The sequence below is a fragment of the Paraburkholderia sp. CNPSo 3281 genome, assembly GCF_024206515.1.
Taxonomy (GTDB): Bacteria; Pseudomonadota; Gammaproteobacteria; order Burkholderiales; family Burkholderiaceae; genus Paraburkholderia; species Paraburkholderia nodosa.
Genome location: NZ_JAMBPS010000030.1, coordinates 1 through 18,239 on the forward strand (window position 1 = coordinate 1; position 18,239 = coordinate 18,239).

The 18,239-nt window shown below is 64.8% G+C and carries 16 protein-coding genes; 2 read left to right on the forward strand and 14 right to left on the reverse strand.

What is annotated here, in order from left to right:
• The 7 genes from M3I56_RS25245 to M3I56_RS25275 all read right to left on the reverse strand — a co-directional run.
• A partial coding sequence (locus tag M3I56_RS25245; RefSeq protein ID WP_254356250.1) for an ImcF-related family protein occupies positions 1–2,327 on the reverse strand: 2,327 nt, incomplete at its 3' end.
• Complete coding sequence (locus M3I56_RS25250; protein ID WP_254344857.1) at positions 2,293–3,612, reverse strand: hypothetical protein; 1,320 nt, start codon at positions 3,610–3,612, stop codon at positions 2,293–2,295. The genes M3I56_RS25245 and M3I56_RS25250, both read right to left, overlap by 35 nt.
• The gene (locus M3I56_RS25255) at positions 3,612–3,872 is read right to left on the reverse strand and encodes a PAAR domain-containing protein (RefSeq protein ID WP_254344856.1); all 261 of its coding nucleotides are present in this window, start codon (positions 3,870–3,872) and stop codon (positions 3,612–3,614) included. The genes M3I56_RS25250 and M3I56_RS25255 overlap by 1 nt, the downstream gene beginning before the upstream one ends.
• A 10-nt stretch (positions 3,873–3,882) precedes the next feature.
• Positions 3,883–4,359, reverse strand: coding sequence for a hypothetical protein (locus tag M3I56_RS25260; protein ID WP_254356251.1), 477 nt, complete (start codon positions 4,357–4,359; stop codon positions 3,883–3,885).
• Positions 4,356–6,590 carry a M23 family metallopeptidase gene (locus M3I56_RS25265; RefSeq protein ID WP_254356252.1) on the reverse strand — a complete coding sequence of 745 codons (2,235 nt, stop codon included), beginning with the start codon at positions 6,588–6,590 and terminating at the stop codon, positions 4,356–4,358. Before M3I56_RS25265 ends, M3I56_RS25260 begins: the two co-directional genes overlap by 4 nt.
• A 6-nt stretch (positions 6,591–6,596) precedes the next feature.
• The gene (locus M3I56_RS25270; RefSeq protein ID WP_254356253.1) at positions 6,597–8,966 is read right to left on the reverse strand and encodes a type VI secretion system Vgr family protein; all 2,370 of its coding nucleotides are present in this window, start codon (positions 8,964–8,966) and stop codon (positions 6,597–6,599) included.
• Positions 8,967–9,173: 207 nt separating this feature from the next.
• Positions 9,174–9,515, reverse strand: coding sequence for a hypothetical protein (locus M3I56_RS25275; protein ID WP_254356254.1), 342 nt, complete (start codon positions 9,513–9,515; stop codon positions 9,174–9,176).
• 449 nt (positions 9,516–9,964) lie between these two features.
• Here M3I56_RS25275 and M3I56_RS25280 point away from each other — a divergent pair, with 449 nt between their 5' ends.
• Together M3I56_RS25280 and M3I56_RS25285 are read left to right on the forward strand one after the other, a co-directional pair.
• Entirely contained in the window at positions 9,965–10,342 is a 378-nt protein-coding gene (locus tag M3I56_RS25280; RefSeq protein ID WP_254344851.1) for a ParB/Srx family N-terminal domain-containing protein, read from the forward strand.
• Positions 10,343–10,378: 36 nt separating this feature from the next.
• Positions 10,379–10,873, forward strand: a complete 495-nt coding sequence (locus tag M3I56_RS25285) for a hypothetical protein (protein WP_254356322.1) — start codon at positions 10,379–10,381, stop codon at positions 10,871–10,873.
• A gap of 350 nt (positions 10,874–11,223) precedes the next feature.
• Here M3I56_RS25285 and M3I56_RS25290 read toward each other — a convergent pair whose 3' ends face one another.
• Genes M3I56_RS25290 through M3I56_RS25320 form a run of 7 tightly spaced genes read right to left on the reverse strand, consistent with a single transcriptional unit; the run spans position 11,224 to position 18,186 of the window.
• Entirely contained in the window at positions 11,224–11,517 is a 294-nt protein-coding gene (locus M3I56_RS25290; RefSeq protein WP_254356313.1) for a hypothetical protein, read from the reverse strand.
• A gap of 22 nt (positions 11,518–11,539) precedes the next feature.
• Positions 11,540–12,058, reverse strand: coding sequence for a hotdog family protein (locus tag M3I56_RS25295; protein ID WP_254356255.1), 519 nt, complete (start codon positions 12,056–12,058; stop codon positions 11,540–11,542).
• Positions 12,055–12,882, reverse strand: a complete 828-nt coding sequence (locus tag M3I56_RS25300) for a beta-ketoacyl synthase chain length factor (RefSeq protein ID WP_254356256.1) — start codon at positions 12,880–12,882, stop codon at positions 12,055–12,057. The genes M3I56_RS25295 and M3I56_RS25300 overlap by 4 nt, the downstream gene beginning before the upstream one ends.
• Positions 12,883–12,887: 5 nt before the next feature.
• Positions 12,888–14,093, reverse strand: a complete 1,206-nt coding sequence (locus M3I56_RS25305; protein ID WP_254356257.1) for a beta-ketoacyl-[acyl-carrier-protein] synthase family protein — start codon at positions 14,091–14,093, stop codon at positions 12,888–12,890.
• A 30-nt stretch (positions 14,094–14,123) separates the two neighbouring features.
• Entirely contained in the window at positions 14,124–14,984 is an 861-nt protein-coding gene (locus tag M3I56_RS25310; RefSeq protein ID WP_254356258.1) for a polysaccharide deacetylase family protein, read from the reverse strand.
• Positions 14,981–17,533: an MMPL family transporter gene (locus tag M3I56_RS25315; protein ID WP_254356259.1), complete on the reverse strand. Its 2,553-nt coding sequence runs from the start codon at positions 17,531–17,533 to the stop codon at positions 14,981–14,983. Before M3I56_RS25315 ends, M3I56_RS25310 begins: the two co-directional genes overlap by 4 nt.
• The gene (locus tag M3I56_RS25320; RefSeq protein ID WP_254356260.1) at positions 17,533–18,186 is read right to left on the reverse strand and encodes an outer membrane lipoprotein carrier protein LolA; all 654 of its coding nucleotides are present in this window, start codon (positions 18,184–18,186) and stop codon (positions 17,533–17,535) included. Before M3I56_RS25320 ends, M3I56_RS25315 begins: the two co-directional genes overlap by 1 nt.
• Positions 18,187–18,239: the final 53 nt, after the last annotated feature.

Consider the following 18,239-nt stretch of genomic DNA (forward strand, 5'->3'; position numbering starts at 1 on the left):
CCCTGGTACTGCACCGACTTCATGACCGCGAGCAGCGGCGAGGTCTGCGCATCGGTCAGACGCGTGAGCTGGTCGATCACCCCCGAGAAGCTGGTCGCCGCGAGCCACTGGAAGCTGTTGAGCATGGTCGCCCAGGCTGCCGTGTAGTCCGCGAAATACCGTTCGCGCAGGCGCTTTTTCAGCTCGTCGGCGCTCCTCCTTGCTTCGACTGCAGCCTGCGTCGCGTCAACCGCACCCTCCACGGCGGTCGCGCTGATCCGGGCGGTCGGCTGGTCGCCAGTCAGCACCCAGTCACCCTCGACATGCTGCCCTTTCACCGCATCGTCGATGGTTTTCTCGACGACGCCCTCCCACGCTGCGCGCGTGAAGATGCCCGGCACCGTCTGTGTGGTCGTGAAGAGACCGTGCGCGTCAGCGCCGACGAGCAGCGTTGCAAGCGACACGTCGGCGTACTTGCCGCGTGCCTCATCAAGCACGTGCTGGTAGAGCACATCGTCGCTCGCGGCCAGGCCGATCTGGTTGACGAGCGTCGAGCGCATCTGCGTGACCAGCGGGATCGACGGATTGATCCGCCAGCCGGGATGTGCCTTCAGATGGTCGGACCAGAAGCCCGCGAGCCGCTGCGAAACGTCGAGCCATTCGCCCGCGCGCATGCCGGTGGGCGCGGGCCAGACGTCGAGCAGTTGTTTCCTGAGAAAGGTTGCGTCGGTACGCGCCGGGGTGGCGAGCATCAGGTACGCCTTCAGGCGGTTGTAGGCGAGCTGCTGCGCGTCATGGCTCTGCTGTTCGTCTGCACGGACCTGCGAGAATGCGCCAAGTTGCCCTTCGAGCGCCAGCACGACCGGCTGGCGCAGGTTGCGGATAGCCACGGCCTCATAGGGCCGCCAGAGTGCGTCGAGCAGTTCGTCGTTGTGCGAGAGACCCGCGCGCAGATACCACGGTACACCATGGTCCCGGCGGTATTCGAGCGTCTCTATCTGCTGCTGCAGGGCGAGCTGCGAGCGCATCGCCTGCGGCGAACCTGGCGTGGCCTTCAGGGCAACCGCAGCGGTTGTTTCGGCATCCTTGACAAGTGCGTGGTTACCGAGGCCCGAGATTACCAGCAGGACGATCCAGGCGATGGCCCCAACGAGGACAGCTATCGCGAGGGCATCGGGCCAGTAGAAGCCCGCGCGTCTGCCCCGATGGCGGGACGCCCCGCCAGCGATCTCTTTCCAGACCGGAAGCAGCGCGGCGGGTTGCTCGCGCGTAACCGTCACCACATGCGGCGTTTCAGCGGGCTGGCCTGGCGTCGCGTCTGCGTCGACGACCGGCACCGGTACGATGGTCGGCCCCGGAAAAACCGGCGCGAACATGACACCCGCGAGCGGCGCACGCAGCCAGTTCGACGCGGCAAGCGCGCCCAGGCTGGTAGCGATCCGCCCGGCATGGTCGCCGACATACTTCGAGACTTCCATCAGCCAGGTCGCCTTCTCCTGGGTATAAAGGTGTACGCCCGAGTCTGCTGTCCACCGCTCGACCTCGTTGAACAGCTCCGGCAGTCTTGCGGCGGATTCCTGCGCCTTCCTGCGCGGCTCGTTGGGCATGAAGGCGCCGACCGCGTCGAAGCTTTCGGACGGCCTACCCTTTGCCTCGACCGGGTGAAGGAACGTAACGGGTGCGGCCCAGCCGAGCGCGGTCGCGGTCATCGAGAGCGCGCGGGGTAGGTCCGTACCGGTCTCGTCGGCGCGTGCGACGTGGACCAGACCATCGACCGGGCGACGACTGCGCAATTTGCGGATCTGGCCGAGCCACTTTTCTTTCTCGATACCGTCCGGCGCGACGTGAACAAGGACGGTTTCGCCGACGTGCATGACGCCTGCCTGCTTGAGCCCTGGCGCAACCTGATCGACCCGCTCGTCGTTGCCGTCGATCATCAGCCAGCGCAGACGGTTACGCCAGAACCAGCCATGCGCGACGCGCAGCTCCTCGGCCATGCGTTGGAGCCTCGCGTCGCGCTTGAGCGGCTTCGCCGCCTTGGTGCGGTCTCCGGTCTCACTGCGAAAGAGTCGCGCCGTGAAGCCGTAAGCGCCGGTCGCGAAGAGGACGAGGTGAACGACGACAACGACCGCGAAGGTTGAGAGGATGACGATGATCGCTTTCAGGTGAGACTCACCGGGCGAGACGCCGACCATGTCGCCGCGCAGCGATACGATGCCGATTGCGAGCAGGGCGACGACGAGCGCCGCGACGGGTATTCCCCAGATCGCCAGACGGCTTGACGGCGCGGATTCCTCCTTCGCGGTAGTTAGCTCAAGCGAGCGCAGGGAAAGCCTGGGGTCGTTCATCGGTATTCCGGTTGTTATCTAAAGCTGAATCTGTTGTTGCGGGCGTTACGCGCAGGACTGCGGACTGTAAGCCGTCAATGATGAGCTGCGGGCCGTCTGCCGCGCCTGATTCGATCGCCGCTATGATGGACAGCCAGCCGTTAGCGTCGCCGAGGTCGCCAGCGATGCGGTCGGGGCGTCGTTGCGCCTCGTCTTTTGAAATGGAATCCATATTGGCTGCGCGTAACGCCTTGTCGCTTCCGTCGACAGGACGCGTTATCCACGCTCGAACGATTGAGGCGAAGTCAGCCTTGCCCCATACCGCAGCGTTGGCGAAGCCGTATTCGACCTCGCCAGCGAGCCCGGTGACGGGCCTGTGCAGTAGCGCGGCGACCTTGACCGTATCCGGCAGCCGGAAGTATCCCGCCGTCATGAGTACGGCGACGCACCCCTCGGTGCTGCCTTCGGGCGGTTCCGCCTCGTGCCATGCGGTCGCGACGACGAGCAGCGGACGCGCATCCTTTGCGTCGAGCCACGCATCGGCAACCATCAGGCCGTCCGTAGCCGCTACCGCCTGAACCGCGAGCGGCGGCAGGCCCCCGATGCGCAGGGCGTCGGTGACCATCGCCACGTCTGCCTGGTCCCGGCCTGGCTCGCTTAGTACGCGAACCTGCGGCCACCATTGCCGCTCATATACCGTCAGCGCCCGCAGGCTCGCCTCCAGTGGCTCCAGCGCCTTCGCGATCTTGAGCGTCAGCAGCGGAACCTGCTTCGCTGGTCCCTGTCCAGCCATTGTTTCGTCGTCGGCGAAGGGATCGACGCTAACCGGTTCGTCCGCCAGCCAGTCTGTATCCTCGAAGCGAGCATGCTCGACGAACTGCATGCCTGCGCGGGGCATCTGCGAAGCAGGCACGCGCTTCTTCGCGGCAATCGCACCGGCAAGCGTCTGCTCGCCAAGCGGCAGGCAGCAGCCGAAACCGAGTACCTGGAGCGGCCTCTGCGCGGTGCGAAGCCGCTCCGCGAGCCACCGGCCCCGATGATAGTTGCGCCAGTACGCCCGGTACCAGAGGCCCTCGTAGCCTGCGCGCTCGATAGCAAAGAGGATCAGGAACGCACCGTTAGGAAAGCCAATGAAACAGAGCCAGAACCATCCCCCGCTTGCGGCCTGTCCTTTGGGCCAGAGCAGCATCGCGATGGCAACGCCAAAGACATTGCAGGCGAGCCAGATGCAGAACCACCACGGCCAGATGCGGGGGCGGCGTGGATAGGCGCTCGGGCGTCCAGCGGGAGAAAGATCGACCGGCATTACTCAATATTGACGTTCTGGAGCGACGAAATCAGGCGGCAACCACACGCGCAGCGGTAGTGATGGAAGGCAACCCATTTGCCATCGCGGTCGGGGAACTTCGCGTAGCCCTCGTCGATAACGGTTGGGCCGTGCTCGTCGCAAATGGCTTCGTCGCCCTTGCGGGCAAGCGGGCGACCCATGAAGTTGAACCATTCGGAGCCGCCAGTCACTTCGCCGCCGTTTTCGAGTTTGTCGCCTTTTCGGATAGGGGATTTCATATTTTTACAGCTACTTTTTTCCACATTGCTGTGTCTTGAACTGTGGGACATACGTCGCTTCAAACGATTGAGCTTTCCGCTCCTTAAGATTTATCACGTCGACCCCAAATTGATTATCCACAACAATAAATTTCTGATCATCGCTAAAGGCTGCATCATATACCCCCCCACCATACACCTCACTTTCAACAAGGCGAATTTTTGGCTTTACAAGATACACTGAAAGATGTGTTACCTGAGGGTAGCGCGCTTCAATTTTTTTCGGCAGCCCAAACAAAATCAAAATAGAATCATCTAGACTAAACACGCCGCCATCAATAGCATGATCAATATGCGCCGAGCCGATATTTCGCCCGTCATGCTCCACTATCATTTGGCCGCGACCATCAGTTTTTGCTGAATAACCTCCATCGCAAGAACTAACAACTGCCGCTCGCACATCGCCAATGAACATGGCCATCAAAGCCAGAAGCAAGTACTTTTTCATAACTGATCGCCCAATACTTGATATGCTTTTTTCGTCTCATTCCAACGCAACGGCGGACTTTTTACATCGTACGGGTTGACTATCTTGGTCACCGCGCGAGACGAACTCTCAGAAACCCCCTTATCCGCCGCCTTTTCGAGCGCAGTATGCACGCAGAAAAAACCTGCTGCATCTACGCAGGAATAGGCATCATTCCCGAGAATCTCAGGATTATCCACCTTGGGACCAGCCTTGAAATGCCCGCCCTCCTTTTTCTTGAACCAAGCATGATCATACGAATTTCTATCAAGCCACCCCCGATACACCCAGTATTCTGCATAGTTATATCGCCCGGTAAGTTGCTTAAAGCCTCTCCCACGGAATTTAACGCCATCGCCTGCATCGGTATTACCCAACCCAATGTTGCCATCATATTTCGCAAAATACGCAACATCTTTCGCAGCCGCAGGGGGCGAGCGCAAATAACCATTTAGCTCCGGCATAATTGAGACATGATTCGTCTTAATTGCCGTAGAGATGGCAACCGAACATTCTCGCACAACCATCATATGGGCCGATTCGATTGCGCTTTGCCCAAAAAAATGAGCACTGCGTATCGGGTCGCAAATTCTATATTTTCTAAAAACCATATTGATGGCATTGCGATAGTGTTCGCGATATTCCTCCCCCGTCTTACCCAAGGCCGTGTAATTTGACTCATCATAGATTTGTGACAACTCCCCCTTGTTCAACCATCCGCACCTCCTGAACTGCCGGATAAACGCGAGCGGATGGAAGAACCAGAGCTTCTGCCCGGCGGGCAGACCAGTCACGTCCCAGAACTGGATTTCCTTGAGGTACTTGAGGAAGTCCTGATAACCCGGCTCATTGCCCTCGTAGAACCCATCCTTGTCGAGCAGTTTCGCCCAGCGCGTCTCATTGTCCGTGCTATCCCATTCGCTAGGCGCGTTGCAGATGAACCCGCGCAGCGCTTTGCGTACCTGTTCGTGGCCCCGCACGTAGGCCGAAAGCTCGTTCGCCTTCCATACCTCCGCCGTTTCCTTCACTACCGTCTGCTCATGTGGGCTGTCCGCTTCATCCTTTAGGAGCTTCCTGAGTGCGTCGATATCGCACAATCCATCGCTGCCGAAAGGCGTATTGCCGTCCGTAATCTTCTGCCAGCCCATGAACGACGGGAAATCCGCGTCGGACAGTTTCTGGATAGCCGCCTTGCTGATGTCGATATACCCTTGTTTCCCGACGGCGTAGGTCACCTTTACCCAGGTCGGCTGTGTTGTATTCGAAGACAGGACGCGCCCGAAACGCAGCATCTCGTAACCGTCACTCGGACAGGCTGAATAGAGCGCCGTCGCGCGCTTGTACAGGTCGTACTCGTAATCGGCCTCGGGTACCGGCTCTGGCGTCAGCAGCGTACGCGTCCCGTCGTCGGCAACACTCCACACGTTCGTGTACTTCGTACCCTTGCTGAAATACGTCTCGACTGCGAGCGGCAGCTCATTCGGTCCAGGCTGTCCCGGGTTAAACTCGATGCCGTGTAGCTTGTGGTCCGCTCCGGTTTGCAGCGGCAGCGCAAGAAATGTCTGTCGCTTCGGGATCGTGTAGTACGTATGCCCCCAGCAGTCCGAAGTTGTCGGCGTCACGGGCGCAGCATTGCCGAGCTGCGTATGTCCGAAGTACGCCTCGAAATCGCCCGGCAGCATGAAGGTCTCGAAATGCAGATACTTGACCCCCTGATACTGCCCGACATAACCCAAGATATCCTTGCGCCGGACCCTCTGGCCGCTTCCCTTCGCGGCAGGCGTCACCTGTCCTTTGGCATCCGCACCGGACGGCTTCTGCAGGAAGTCGGCGAGGCCCGATCCGTTATGCCCGAGCTTATGGGCCTCGGCGAGCGACATCAGGTGCATATAGAGCGAATAGAACGTTAGCGTGCGACCATCGCCCGTTTCGGTCGAATGCTTGAGCAGAATGAAGCCCGCGTTACCACTGCCAGAATTAATGGCGTGCTGGCAGACCCGGTACGCGACGACCTCGCCATCGGCGATTGCATACACCGCACCGTGCATGTCCGGCGCCAGATGGACGCCGCAATGCCAGCTCCGGTCAGCCGCAACCGGATAGATGCCGTGCGCGAGTTCAAACTCGTCGACAGCGTCCATCATGGGGTCCGTCTTCGATTTGTCGTCAGACGTAAGGCCCGATTTGGGCAGAAAGGGAGGGCTGATGATCATGGCGTATCAGTTCGTATGGGGGGGCTGGTCGTCGAGGTTCAGGTCGCTTTTCGGCAGGACGGGTAGCTGGGCCGGTACGTTGTCGGGTCCGACGAACGTGAACGAGCCAGCCTTGATGGTGAACGCGCCGGGACAGAGGAAGGTCATGTTGCCGCCCTCGATGACGAGCGAGGCTCCGCCGCTGTTGAGCGTGATTTTCGACTTCGCCGAGACCTGGACGTCCGCACTCTCGCTCGCGATGCGGAGCTGCTTCTGCGCGAACAGGTCCATGCCGTCCGTGAGCGCCGAGGCCGTAAACTTCCCCTTCGCGGCGGTCAGGTTGATACCGAGCTTGTGCGCGCAGAGCGAGATCAGCTCGCCCGCCGCCATGCGCAGACGTTTCGCTATGCTGACGTCCATATCCCGGGCGGTCGCGATCAGGTTCTCGCCCGCCGAGTGCTGCACCGACTTCGGTGTCACGAACGCCATGCCGCCGGGGGCGCTCGCGAGCAGCCCCGCGTCGCGAAGCTGGTTCAGGCCGCCCTGGAGCGTCGCCTGCGTCGCCCGGTCGGCAGGATCGGCCCCGGCCTGCGTCGTCGCCGCCGCGAGGTCCGTTACGCGCTGTAGCGCGGCCTTCAATTGCGCGACGGCGGCGGGCATCTCAAGGTGCGGCGTATCGGGTCCAGCCGCCGCGTCCGCCGTGAAGAACAGCCCCTTCGCCGCGCGCATCGTCGCCCAGTCCCGGGTCGTAATTTCGGTCCCCGTACCGCGAGGGAGCTTTTTACTGTTGAGCAGGTATCCTTGATTGATCGCAGACTGGCTGTAGACTGTCGCGATACGCGCGCTTTCCTTACCCTTCAGGTCGTTGAAAACGATCTCGGCCCCGAGGAGCGGCGAGCGCCAAATTGCATAGCTAAAGAGCGCATCGGTGCTTCGGACTACGTCAGGGTGCGAAAAATCGTGAAGGGCTCCGGTTAAATGAAGGCGATCCACATCGCCATGCGCCCCGTCGATCAAAACCTCGGTGTCCGGTAGCAGAGGCGAATGGAAACCGCCCTGGTAGGACGACGAAGGACGCACCAAGCGCAGGTTCAGCAGCTTGTTGTTGGTATTGGCCGAACCTTGCAGGAACTTCGGCCAAACGGGATAACGCCCGAACTCGTCAACGTACGCGTATGGCGCGGAATCCAACGTTCCGACAACGCCAACGACGGGACCGGACAGAAATCTCCAATCCCGCTCGTAGTCAAATTTGGGCCGGTAGGTCAGGTGCGCCGGCATTGCCTTGAATCGCGTATAGGCCGCCTTCGTGCGGCTCCCCTTCATCCTGAACGAAGTCACCACGAAGCCGTATTCGGCGCTCGGCATCTTCGTATTGGTCAGCTTGATAACGACGCCGGGTGCGATGCCCTTCGCGTCGCTCGCGCCAGCGAGCGTCACCTGACGCGCAATCTGCTCGTCGCATCGCGTCTGCGCAAGCGTCTCGCCCTGCTGCTGCGTCAGATGGAACTCGGCGCTGCGGCTGATCTGCCCGAATACCGAGCGGTCGTCCGCGTCGTCGGAAACGTTCGCCGTCGCCCGTAGCGGGTCCTCCGGCGTCCGGTAATTTCGCTCCCATAGCTCAATCGTCGCCGGTACGAGGGCGCGCTGTTCGTGAACCTCCTGCGCCGCTTCGTGCGAATTGCTATGCAGGCCCGAACTGGCCAGCAGCGGCAGGTTGACCGAGCGGATATAGGCTCGCGGATTGTTCGCGAACACGAGGATATCGAGCAGCCCGTTCTCGCCGCGCTCCTGCCGGTAGAACCAGAAAATCCCCTTGCGCTTCGCGTGACGTGCGATGAAATCCCAGACGGACTCCTCGTACATGACGATCTGCTGCATCTTTTCCTGCGGCCCTTCGAGATGGAACTCGACGTCAAAGGCGTCGAAATTTTTCCCGTCGACCAGCTTCTTGCGGACCATCTCCTCGAACGTGACGTCGTCGAGCACATCAGAGTGGACCATGCGCTTGCCGAGCGCGGCAAAGCGCGGCTCAATACGTACCTTGTACGCGGCCTCGTCGCGGCTTGTGCGGATGCGCTTCCAGCGCGTCGCTATCCCGTTGAAGGTGGCCGCCGCATGGTCGACGGGCGTTGTCCAGCTCGCCGAGGGCACTGCGGCGCGCTCGTCGACGTGCAGGCCCGCACGCCGCCCGACGTAGTCCTTGCCGTCGATATCGAGACGGGGGGACGTGACCGTCACGTCGACGACGTAGTCCTTGCAGAGACCGCCGCGCACCTTGAAGTCGAGCACATCAAGATCGAGTGCCTCCTTGCCGATCCATATCCGGAGATGCTGGGTCAGGCGTACGCTCGGATGACGTAGCGCATCGGTAAAGCTCTTGGTCACAGCATTCATTCACGTATCCCTGTCCGGTTGAAAGGCAAGAGGTGAGATCGTTGCGTTCGCAGCTATCGGTTCCGAAATTTAGGGGTTGGCAACGAAAATACGTCAATCGAATCGAACTGGAATGTCTGTATTTATCAACGGATTTTGTCAACAAATGACAAATCAGATTTATCCTATTTTTCGCGATGAAATTTAGTGGTATTGGGCTCAGCGAATCTAGTGACGCTGGAGAGGTGCGAGAGGATCGCGCGCAGGAAACGGCCAGCTCCGCTGCTCGTGATGGCGCAAGGCGGTGGTAAGGAGTGCCGCGTCATCGCGGGCGCGCGCCTCCAGGCGTTCGGCAATCTGCTCAAGCATGGCGAGCACGTCCTCCCGCGTTTCGTTCGGACCGGGCCGGATCGCGAGGCGCATCAGACACCGCAGCCGTTGAATGTCCTGCAAGCGCGTATCGGCATGACTGACCGCCAGCATGGCCAGGCTCTGAAGATGATCGTGATCGCGGAGGAGGTTATGCCGGGTCGCGCCCGGAACGGGCACGGCGAGATCGTCGTCGATCATGGAGGCGGGTCCTGGAGACAGGCCCGCGCACTGAGCGACAAAGCGCAGTGCGCGGGCACATAACGGGGTTGGCGAGCCGGTGTCGTGACGAACCGGCAGACCCGAAGGTCTCCCCGCCAGGGCCCGCCTATGGAAGAACAACCATAGACGCGCAAAGGCAGCCGCTCGTCCGTCGTTTTCACGAAGGACGCGCACCGGTCACCACCTACCCTTGCGGATGAGCGGAACACGACTCTCAGGCTGCCAAAGCCAAGCCGCCGTACTGCTGGCGGCACGTCCGAATTTACCGCATGGTCGCTCCATTACGCGACATCGCATCGTTAACAAGTGTCAAGCCGCAATCACTCTATGCGTAGTGAATCGGCGCGCCGAACGGACTACCATTACGCCTGTTGCCATGCCCGCGCGTCTCGCGCGCGCATCGCTTCGTCCGACCCGTGAGGTGTGGCATGCGTCACTCACGCACCGAGGCGGCGGGACGGCAGATCGCCTTCGTTCCGCTCGATACGCTGATCCCGAGCGCGATCAATCCACGCCTGCACGACGAGGCGAACGTCGCGCGTATCGCGGCGTCCATTGCCGAGTGGGGCTTTACGAGTCCCGTCCTCGCCGACGCGCAGGGCGTCGTTGCCGGTCACGGACGCGTCCTCGGCGTACGCAAGCTCTACGAGGCAGGACAAACGATACGCCTGCCCGACGGTACGCCGATCCCCGAGAGGACGATTCCCGTTATCGACTGTACAGGTTGGAGCGACGCGCAGCGTCGCGCCTACCTGATCGCCGACAACCGTCTCGCCGAACTCTCCGGGTGGTCCACCTCAAAGTAGCGACTCCTCAAGTTAATTATCTGGAGTACGAAACAAATGGCAACGACCAAGACCACCGCAAAAACCGCTAACGCAATCCGTAACGCTGCTGCGAACAAGCCCGCCAGCAAGGCCCCGGCAAAGAAGGCCGCGAACAAGCACGCGACGCGTACCGTTGCCGCAACAAAAACGACCAAGGCCGTTCAATCGGTCCCGGCGACGAAGAAAGCCGCGAGCGCCGTAAAGGCGGTTCTCGATCAGAAAAACGCCGTCGCCCTCGAACAAGCGGAGCAAACGGTCGAAACGGTCAAGGCGAGCGAGACGAAGGACGGCGCGCTGCCGATGCGCAGGCGCCGGCCGTCGCCGTCCAGTCGCAGGATCGCGCAGTTGGCGCCCGCGCCCAGCAGCCGCCCGGCGCGGCCGCAGACCTCCGCCAGCAGTTCCGGCAGCGGCATGCTGCGCGACACCAGCCGCAATACGCTGCGCTCCTGTGCGAGCGCTTCATCGGCCCCGTTTGTTGCCCCGTCCGATTCTTTCGACACCTCCGACTGACCGCCCCGTGATCCCGCTGCGCCGAACGCTCCCGCCGCGTGGGAATAGGCCATACCTTCTTCCCCTCTTGTTGCCGCGGCGCGTGTGGTGCAACGTAGCGCCCGCGGCCGTCTTGATCTCAAGTGTGGTGCGCGGCAAACCGCCCGCCGCCAGGCGAGCCACTACGCCGCCCCTGCATTAACGGCAAGGGCGGCGCTATCTTGAAGCGTTGGGAGGGAAAGGCGCGGGGCCGGCGGCGAGCCGGATAACGGGCGCGGACGGGAAGGTGCGGCGGGTGGACGTGGGTGCGCGGCGCGTTGGCACTCGCGAGGGTAAACGCCTACGCGAGCCGCCACGCGGTAAATACCGCCTTACGCCTGGCTCTTTTCGCTGCTTTCGCCGCTGCCATCCTTGTGGAACACGCGCTTGGTCGCGCGCTTGGTGGCCTCGTAACCTTCGCGCGACGCATGCGCGATGCCGTGGCCCACCGTCTTCGCCGCGTGCGCGGTGGCGTGGCCGAAGTCGCGCGCGGCGTGGCCGGTTTTCGTGGCCGCTTCCTTCGAGTCGTGCTTGATGTTCTCCTTCACTTCGTGAAGGTCGGCGTGCGCCATCGAACTGGCCATGCCCAGCACAAGCGCGGCAAGTATGAACCGTTTGGATTTCATCATCGGGCTCCCTTTTGTAGTGTCATCGAATGATTGCGGACGCGTCGAGCATGACTGCCGCGCGTCCCGTAAGCAGCACGCGGCCCTCGCCGCGCACCGTAAAACCATAGAGGATCGTGTTGCCGCTGCCGCTCACGCGCTCGGCTTCGATCGCGAGCGGCGCGGCGAGCGTGTCGAGGCGCTCGATATGCGCCACCACGTTGCGCACGCTCGCAAGAAAACCCGCGCGCGGGCGGCCCGCCGCTGCGCCATCCAGCGCGCCGAGCAATGCGCCATGCACCGCCATCGCCTGCGCCGCGTACTCCACGCCACACACCGCCGCAAGGCGGCCGCGCGAGCGCAGCGGGTTGTGCGGATTGCGATGGCTGGTCGCCACGCAGCGGATACGCGTTTCGTCCCACGCCTGTACCGCGTCGAGCAGGCACATCGCGCCGCTGTGCGGGATGCGCGCGGCGATCCATGCGCGGTCGAGCGGCGCGCTCGGCGCGGCGTTCGCGATGACGTCCGCAAGCGTAGCCGGGAGGGTGGCTTGCGTCGTCATGCGCCCTCTCCAGACGCGTCCACGGGCGTGACGTCGATTTGCACGCGCAACTCGGGCATGTAGTCGATCACCACGCTAGCAGGCTGGCCGGATTCGTCCACGCACGCGAGCGCTTCGAGCAGCGGCAGCACGCGCGCGGCGGGATTGTTGGTGCGCAGCGCTTCGAGTTCGGGCGAAGCGAGCGGCGTCGCGAGCGCTTCGGTGAGCGTCACGTCGAGGCGCGCGAGCGTCGTCGCGCTCGCCTGCGGCGCGAGCACGAGCGCGACGCCGAATGCATCGGCCACGGGACGCAACGCGTGCAGCGGCTCGGGATAGTCGGCGTCGTAGGCGATCAGCAAGGTGGGCACGCCATCCACGGCCACCTGGCACGCGCTTTCGAGCAGCCCCGCTGCGAAGCTGCCGTCGTGCGCGCACAGCACGTTCGACGTGGCGCGGTCGCGCGTCGCGATGCTCCAGTAACCCGCAGGCGCGTTATGCACCGAGTTGTGAAAACGCGTGGGCGAAAGCAGGCGGTCGTCGCCGGCAAGCGCGTCGCAGATTATGTGGCAGTTCTGACCATCCCCACCCGAGGCCGCGAACACGGCGGCAAGCGTCGTCGCGTCGCGGCCGCTCGCCGCAACGGCTTCGTGGCCCACGGCGAGCGCGGTCTTGACGACGGCCCCGGTGCGGCGGCGCTCGGCCGCCGGCAGTCCCTCCGGCGGCGGCAGCACCGTGCGTGCGCTCGCGTAGGGCGTGCGCGCGGCGAGCACGTCGGCCGTCTGCGGCCAGTTGGCGAGACCCGGGCCAATCACGCCAACGCTTTCGATGAATGCGGAAAGTTTCATGGCGGTCATCCGTGATGTGCGCGGTCCGCGCGGCCGAACAGGAGGCTGCAATTCGTCCCGCCAAAACCGAATGAATTGCTGAGCGCGGCGCCCACTTGCGCCTCGCGGCTCTCCAGCACGTAGTCGAGGCCGAGCGCGGCGTCGGGCTGCGTGGTGTTGACGCCGGCGGGTACGAATCGATGGCGCAGCGCGAGCGCCGCGATCACGGCTTCGAGCGCGCCCGCCGCGCCAAGCGTATGCCCCGTCGCGCCCTTGGTCGAACTGCACGGCGTGCGCCCGAACAGTGCGTTGATCGCGCGGCTTTCGGCCGCGTCGTTGCTCGGCGTGGCCGTGCCATGCAGATTGATGTAGCCGATTTCGCTTGCGGCCACGCCCGCGGTAGAAAGTGCCTGCGCCATCGCGGCGCGCGCGCCGAGCCCTTCGGGATGCGGCGACGACATGTGATGCGCGTCGCTCGATTCGCCCACGCCGAGCAGCAGGATGGCGTCGTCGTCCAGCGTATCGGGCGTGCGCTCGAGGAAGGCGAACGCCGCGGCCTCGCCAATCGAAATGCCGTTGCGGTTCACGTCGAACGGGCGGCACGGATCGCGCGAAAGCAGTTCGAGCGAGTTGAAACCGTACAGCGTCGTCAAGCAGAGCGAATCGACGCCGCCCACCACGGCCGCATCGATCAGCCCCGCTTCGATCATGCGGCGCGCGGAGCCGAACACCTTCGCGCCCGAAGAACACGCGGAAGAAATCGAAGTGGCCGGCCCGCGCAGGCCGAAGTATGCGCGCACGAACGAGGCCAGCGCGAACGGGTTGTGCGTCTGCGCGTAATGAAAGCCCGGCTTGAGCGCGCCGCTTTCCAGGTCGCGCTGCCGGTAGGCGTTCTCGGTTTCGAGAATGCCCGAGGTGCTGGTGCCGACGAACACACCCACGCGCTCGGCGCCATAACGCGCGACGGCGGCCTCAATGTGTTCGGCGAAACCGTCCTGCGTGAAGCCGATCTGCGCGAGACGGTGGTTGCGGCACGCGTAGTCCTCCAGATCGGGGCGCAGCGTCTCGCTTTCGAGGCCCGCCACCTCGCCTATCCACGTATCGAGGTCCGCGCGCGCGAAGTCGCAGCGCGCGAGCCCACCGCGCTTGCCGCGCAGCGCGTCGAGCGTCGCGTCGAGCCCGCGCCCCAGGCAGCTGGTAGCGGTGAAATGCGAAAGGATCAGTGGTTTCACGTCAGTCGTTCCGTTGGCGCAGCGGTGGAATCAGGGTTGACCGGCTTCGCCGTCGAGGCACGCGCGCAGTGTGGTCCACTGCAGCTGGCGTTCGGCGGTGGCGCGCAGGAGCGGCGGCAGCACGTCGAGCACGAGCGGCTTGCCGCGCGCGTCGCGCGCCGCGTGGCCGTCGTGCACGAGCAGGATATCGCGCGCAGCGAGGCCATCGAGCAAGCGGTGCGTGACCGTGCCGGCCTCTTTCGCGCAGGTGTCGAAGCCGCGCCGCGTCCAGCTCGCGAGGTGCAGGCCGAGGCCGCACAGCACCGGCTCGAGGAACGGATTGCGCAGGCCCGCCGGTGCGCGGAAAAAGCGCGGCGGCGTACCCGCGATTTCGGTGAGCGTGCGCTGCGCCGCCGCGATCTCGCGCTTCATCACGAGCGGCCCCGAAAGCGAAAACGTATGCCGATGGCGCTGGCTATGGTTCTCCACGGCGTGGCCGCGCGCCACGATCGCTTCGACCAGATGCGGGTAGCGTTGCGCCAGCTCGCCGATACAGAAGAACGTTGCGCGCACATCGAAATGGTCAAGCAGGTCGAGCACGTGCGGCGTCACTTCGGGGTCCGGACCATCGTCGATGGTGAGCGCGATGCGCTGCCCCGCGTGTTCGGGCAGGCGCGTCCAGTTCGGGCCGAGCAGCGCGCTGCGCGGCCACAGCCCCGCGGCGGTCAGTGCGAGATGCGAGGCCACCACGCTGCCCGCGGCCCACGGCCACGCGTGCGGCTGCGCGACCAGGGCGGCGGCGGCGCCCGCATGCAGCGCCGCCGCGCCGCCAATGAAGGGCGACGGCTTCCAGCGGCGCGCCGTGGCGGACGCGGGCGTCACACGCGTAGCGGGCAACGAAGCCGAGTTCATGCGCGGCCTCCGTGCGGGTGGGTCATCTGTGCGCGTTCGGTGCGCGGGCGCGCAGGCCGCTGCTGCTCAGGGGTATCGGCAGCCACGTGCACCTCAGCGCTGCTGCGCACGAGCGGCGGCGCGAGAATCGCCGCGAACACGAGCGCGAGCATCGCGCCCGGCCCGACCGTCAGCCCGAACGTTTCGAGCAGCGGCACATGAGACAGCGAGAGCAGACCGAAGCCCGCCACCGTCGCGAGATTGGCGACGAGCAGCGAGACGAGCGTGCGCGGCGTGATGCCCGCTTCGCCGTCGCGCTTGCAGAAGAACAGCGCATAGTTCGAGCCCACCGCGACGATGAGCAGCATGCCGACCAGATGCAGAATGGTGAGCGATACGCCCGCCAGCGCGAATCCCGCCGCCACGACCAGCACCGCCGCGACGAGCGGCGCGAGCGCACGCGCCGCGCGCGAGACCGAGCGCAGTGCGAAGACCAGCAGCGCGACGATGACGACGAAACCCGCGAGCGAAAGGCGAATGTCTTCGTGCACATAGTCGACGTACATGCGGTCGGCTTCGGCCTTCATGTCGACGAAGAGTGCGCCCGGCACGTCCGCACGGGCGACGGCGTCGCTCACGGACCTGGCGTTGAGGCTCGGCGTATTCACGGCCTGTGCGGCCTGTGCGCTTTGTGAGTGGCGCGGCGCGCGCAAGGCGAGCATGGCGCTCCATTGGCCGTCGCGCTGGGTCAGGAGCGCATCGACGGCGAGCGCCATCGACGTGCCCTTGAGGTCCGCGCGCGTGATGAGCGGCGCGTTGCGCGCCGCCTCGACGTCGGCGAGGAACGACGTGAAGGCGTCGGGCCTCACGTCCACCGGCTGGTTCCTGATCGCCGCCTGCAGGCGCGCCGCGAGCACGTCCTTGCCGGGCAGGCTCGCGAGACGCGCACGCTGGGTGGCGTCGCTCGGCAGGTAGCGCGCAGGGCTCTCAAAGCCGCCCAGCACGCCACGCTCGACCAGCGGCTGCAACTGCGCGCCGACCTTCTCCGCGCCTTCGAGCGCGGCCTGCTCGCTCGCGGCCGGAATCACCACGAGATAGCGCACGTCGGGCGCGCCCACGTCCGCGCGCAGGCGCGTGTCGAGCGCCTGGCTCGCAGCGGGCACGGGGCTCAAGGAGGAAAGCTCGTGGCTCCAGAGGTCGTCGCGATGCAGCCAGAGCGACGCCACCGCGGCGAGCACGAGCGCCGCGAGCGGCCAGCGCAGACGCGGCGCGGCGTGAGCCAGGCGCGCGAGCGCCGCGCCGATGCGCGACACATCGCGGATCGCGACTGCGCCGCCACACAGTTGCGGCAGCACGAAGCGCGTGACGAGCGCGGCGCTTACGAGGCCCGCAATCGAATAGAGCCCGAGTTGCACGAGGCCGGGGAAGCCCGAGAACAGCATCGTCGCGAAGCCGCACACCGAGGTGAGCACGCCAAGGCGGATGGTCGGCCAGTAAGCGGCGAGCCAGGCGCGCATCGTCTCGCGGCCCTGAGGTGCGCCGCGCGGGCCGCCCTGCGACGACTGCACGAACAGATAGATCGAGTAGTCCACCGCCTCGCCCATCAGCGTCGTGCCGAAGCCGAGCGTCAAGCCATGCACCGTGCCGAACACGAGCGAAACCGTGGCAATGCCCGCCGCCACGCCCGAGAACACCGGCAAGAGCCCGAGCCCCAGCGTGCGCGGCGAACGGTACAGCGTGAGCAGCAGCGCGACGATCAGCACGAGGCTCAGGGTGGAGAGGCGCTCCACGTCGTGGCGAATGGCGTCGCGCGTGTCGACTCCGAACACGCCTGGCCCCGTCAGCGATACCTGGTAGGCCGAAGCATTGGGCAAGGTACGCGTGGCGGCGGCAAAGGCGGCTCGCACGGCGTCGATGGCGCGGGCCTGCGCGTCGGTGTCGGAGCCGGACGCCGCCGTTTGCGCCACGAGCACGGCGCGCCGGCCGTCGCGCGAGGCCCATACGCCGCCGCGGCTCTCAGGCTGCGCCGCGCTGTCGAGCTGGCCGACCATCGCCGCCACTTCGCCCGTCGGGTCGCGCGGCAGCAGGTCCTTGGCAACCAGCCCCGCCGACGAAGTCAGCAGATCGAGGCTCTCGCCCAGCGCCTCGTGCAGCCCCTGCTCCGTGAAGTGTTGCGGCGTGACCGCGGGGCTCAGCACATAGCGGTGCGCGAACATGAACTGCTCGTCGCGCGCGTCGTTCTGGCCCGAGCCGTTGTGAATCGCCACGAATTGCGGGTCGGCGCGCAAGTTCGCCGCCACGCGGCGCGAAAGCTCCGCGCGCGTGCTCTCGTAGCCGCCGTCGATACCGATGAGAATGAGCCGGGAAGCCAGCCCGTCGCGCAGTTGATCGACGAGCACTTGCTGCGTGGGGCTCGGCGAGCGCGGCAGAAACGCCGAGAGATCGGCGGTGAAGTTCGCGCGGCCGATCGCCACCGCGCACGCGACGAGGCACAGCAGCCACACCGCAACGGCGCGGCGCTGCACGAGCGCGAAGCCGCGCGCAAGGACCGGATGGGCGCGCGGGTCCATCAGTTCGCGTCCGCGGTAAGGGCGTGCAGGCGCATCACCGAATGATCGCCGTCTGCCTGCTGGATCGCGACGCTGCGCATCGCGTCGCGCGTGCCGTCTATCGTGATCGTGCTCACCACCTTGCGCATGCGCGAGTCGAGCGGCGTGAGCGTGAGCGTCCAGTCATCGCCCTCACCCGTGAGCGCGACCTTGTACACCTGCTCCAGCGCGAAGCGGTTGCCCGCGAGCGTCGCACGGATGCTCTCGATGAACGCGCCCAGCTCCGGATAGCGCGCGAGCGCCAGCGTGTATTTGTGGTTCTCGCGCTGCACGGTCAGCATGTCGCCGTCCACCACGAGGTGCTCGGGCTTCGGATTCTGCGTAATCTTTTCCAGATGATCGGGCGCGACGAACACGAGTTCGCCCGACGACTCCACGGGCCGCGTGGCGATCGAGAGGTACTTCGTCTCGGTGAAGCTCGCGCGGCCGGACTTGTGCTGCGCGAGCGTGGACATCAGGCGGTCGAGCGTCCAGGCGGGCTGCGCGGTTTCGGCAGCCTGTGCCGGCACGACAGGCGCGGCCGCCATCATGATGGAAGCGGCGATGAAAGCGGCGCTCGCCAGCACACGCAGGCAGCGCGCGCGCAAGGTTGCGAAACGGCGGTTCGCGCTCATGCGTCGGTCACCTCGCGCACGGGAAGCTCGGCATGGGGGCGCGTCTCGCGGCG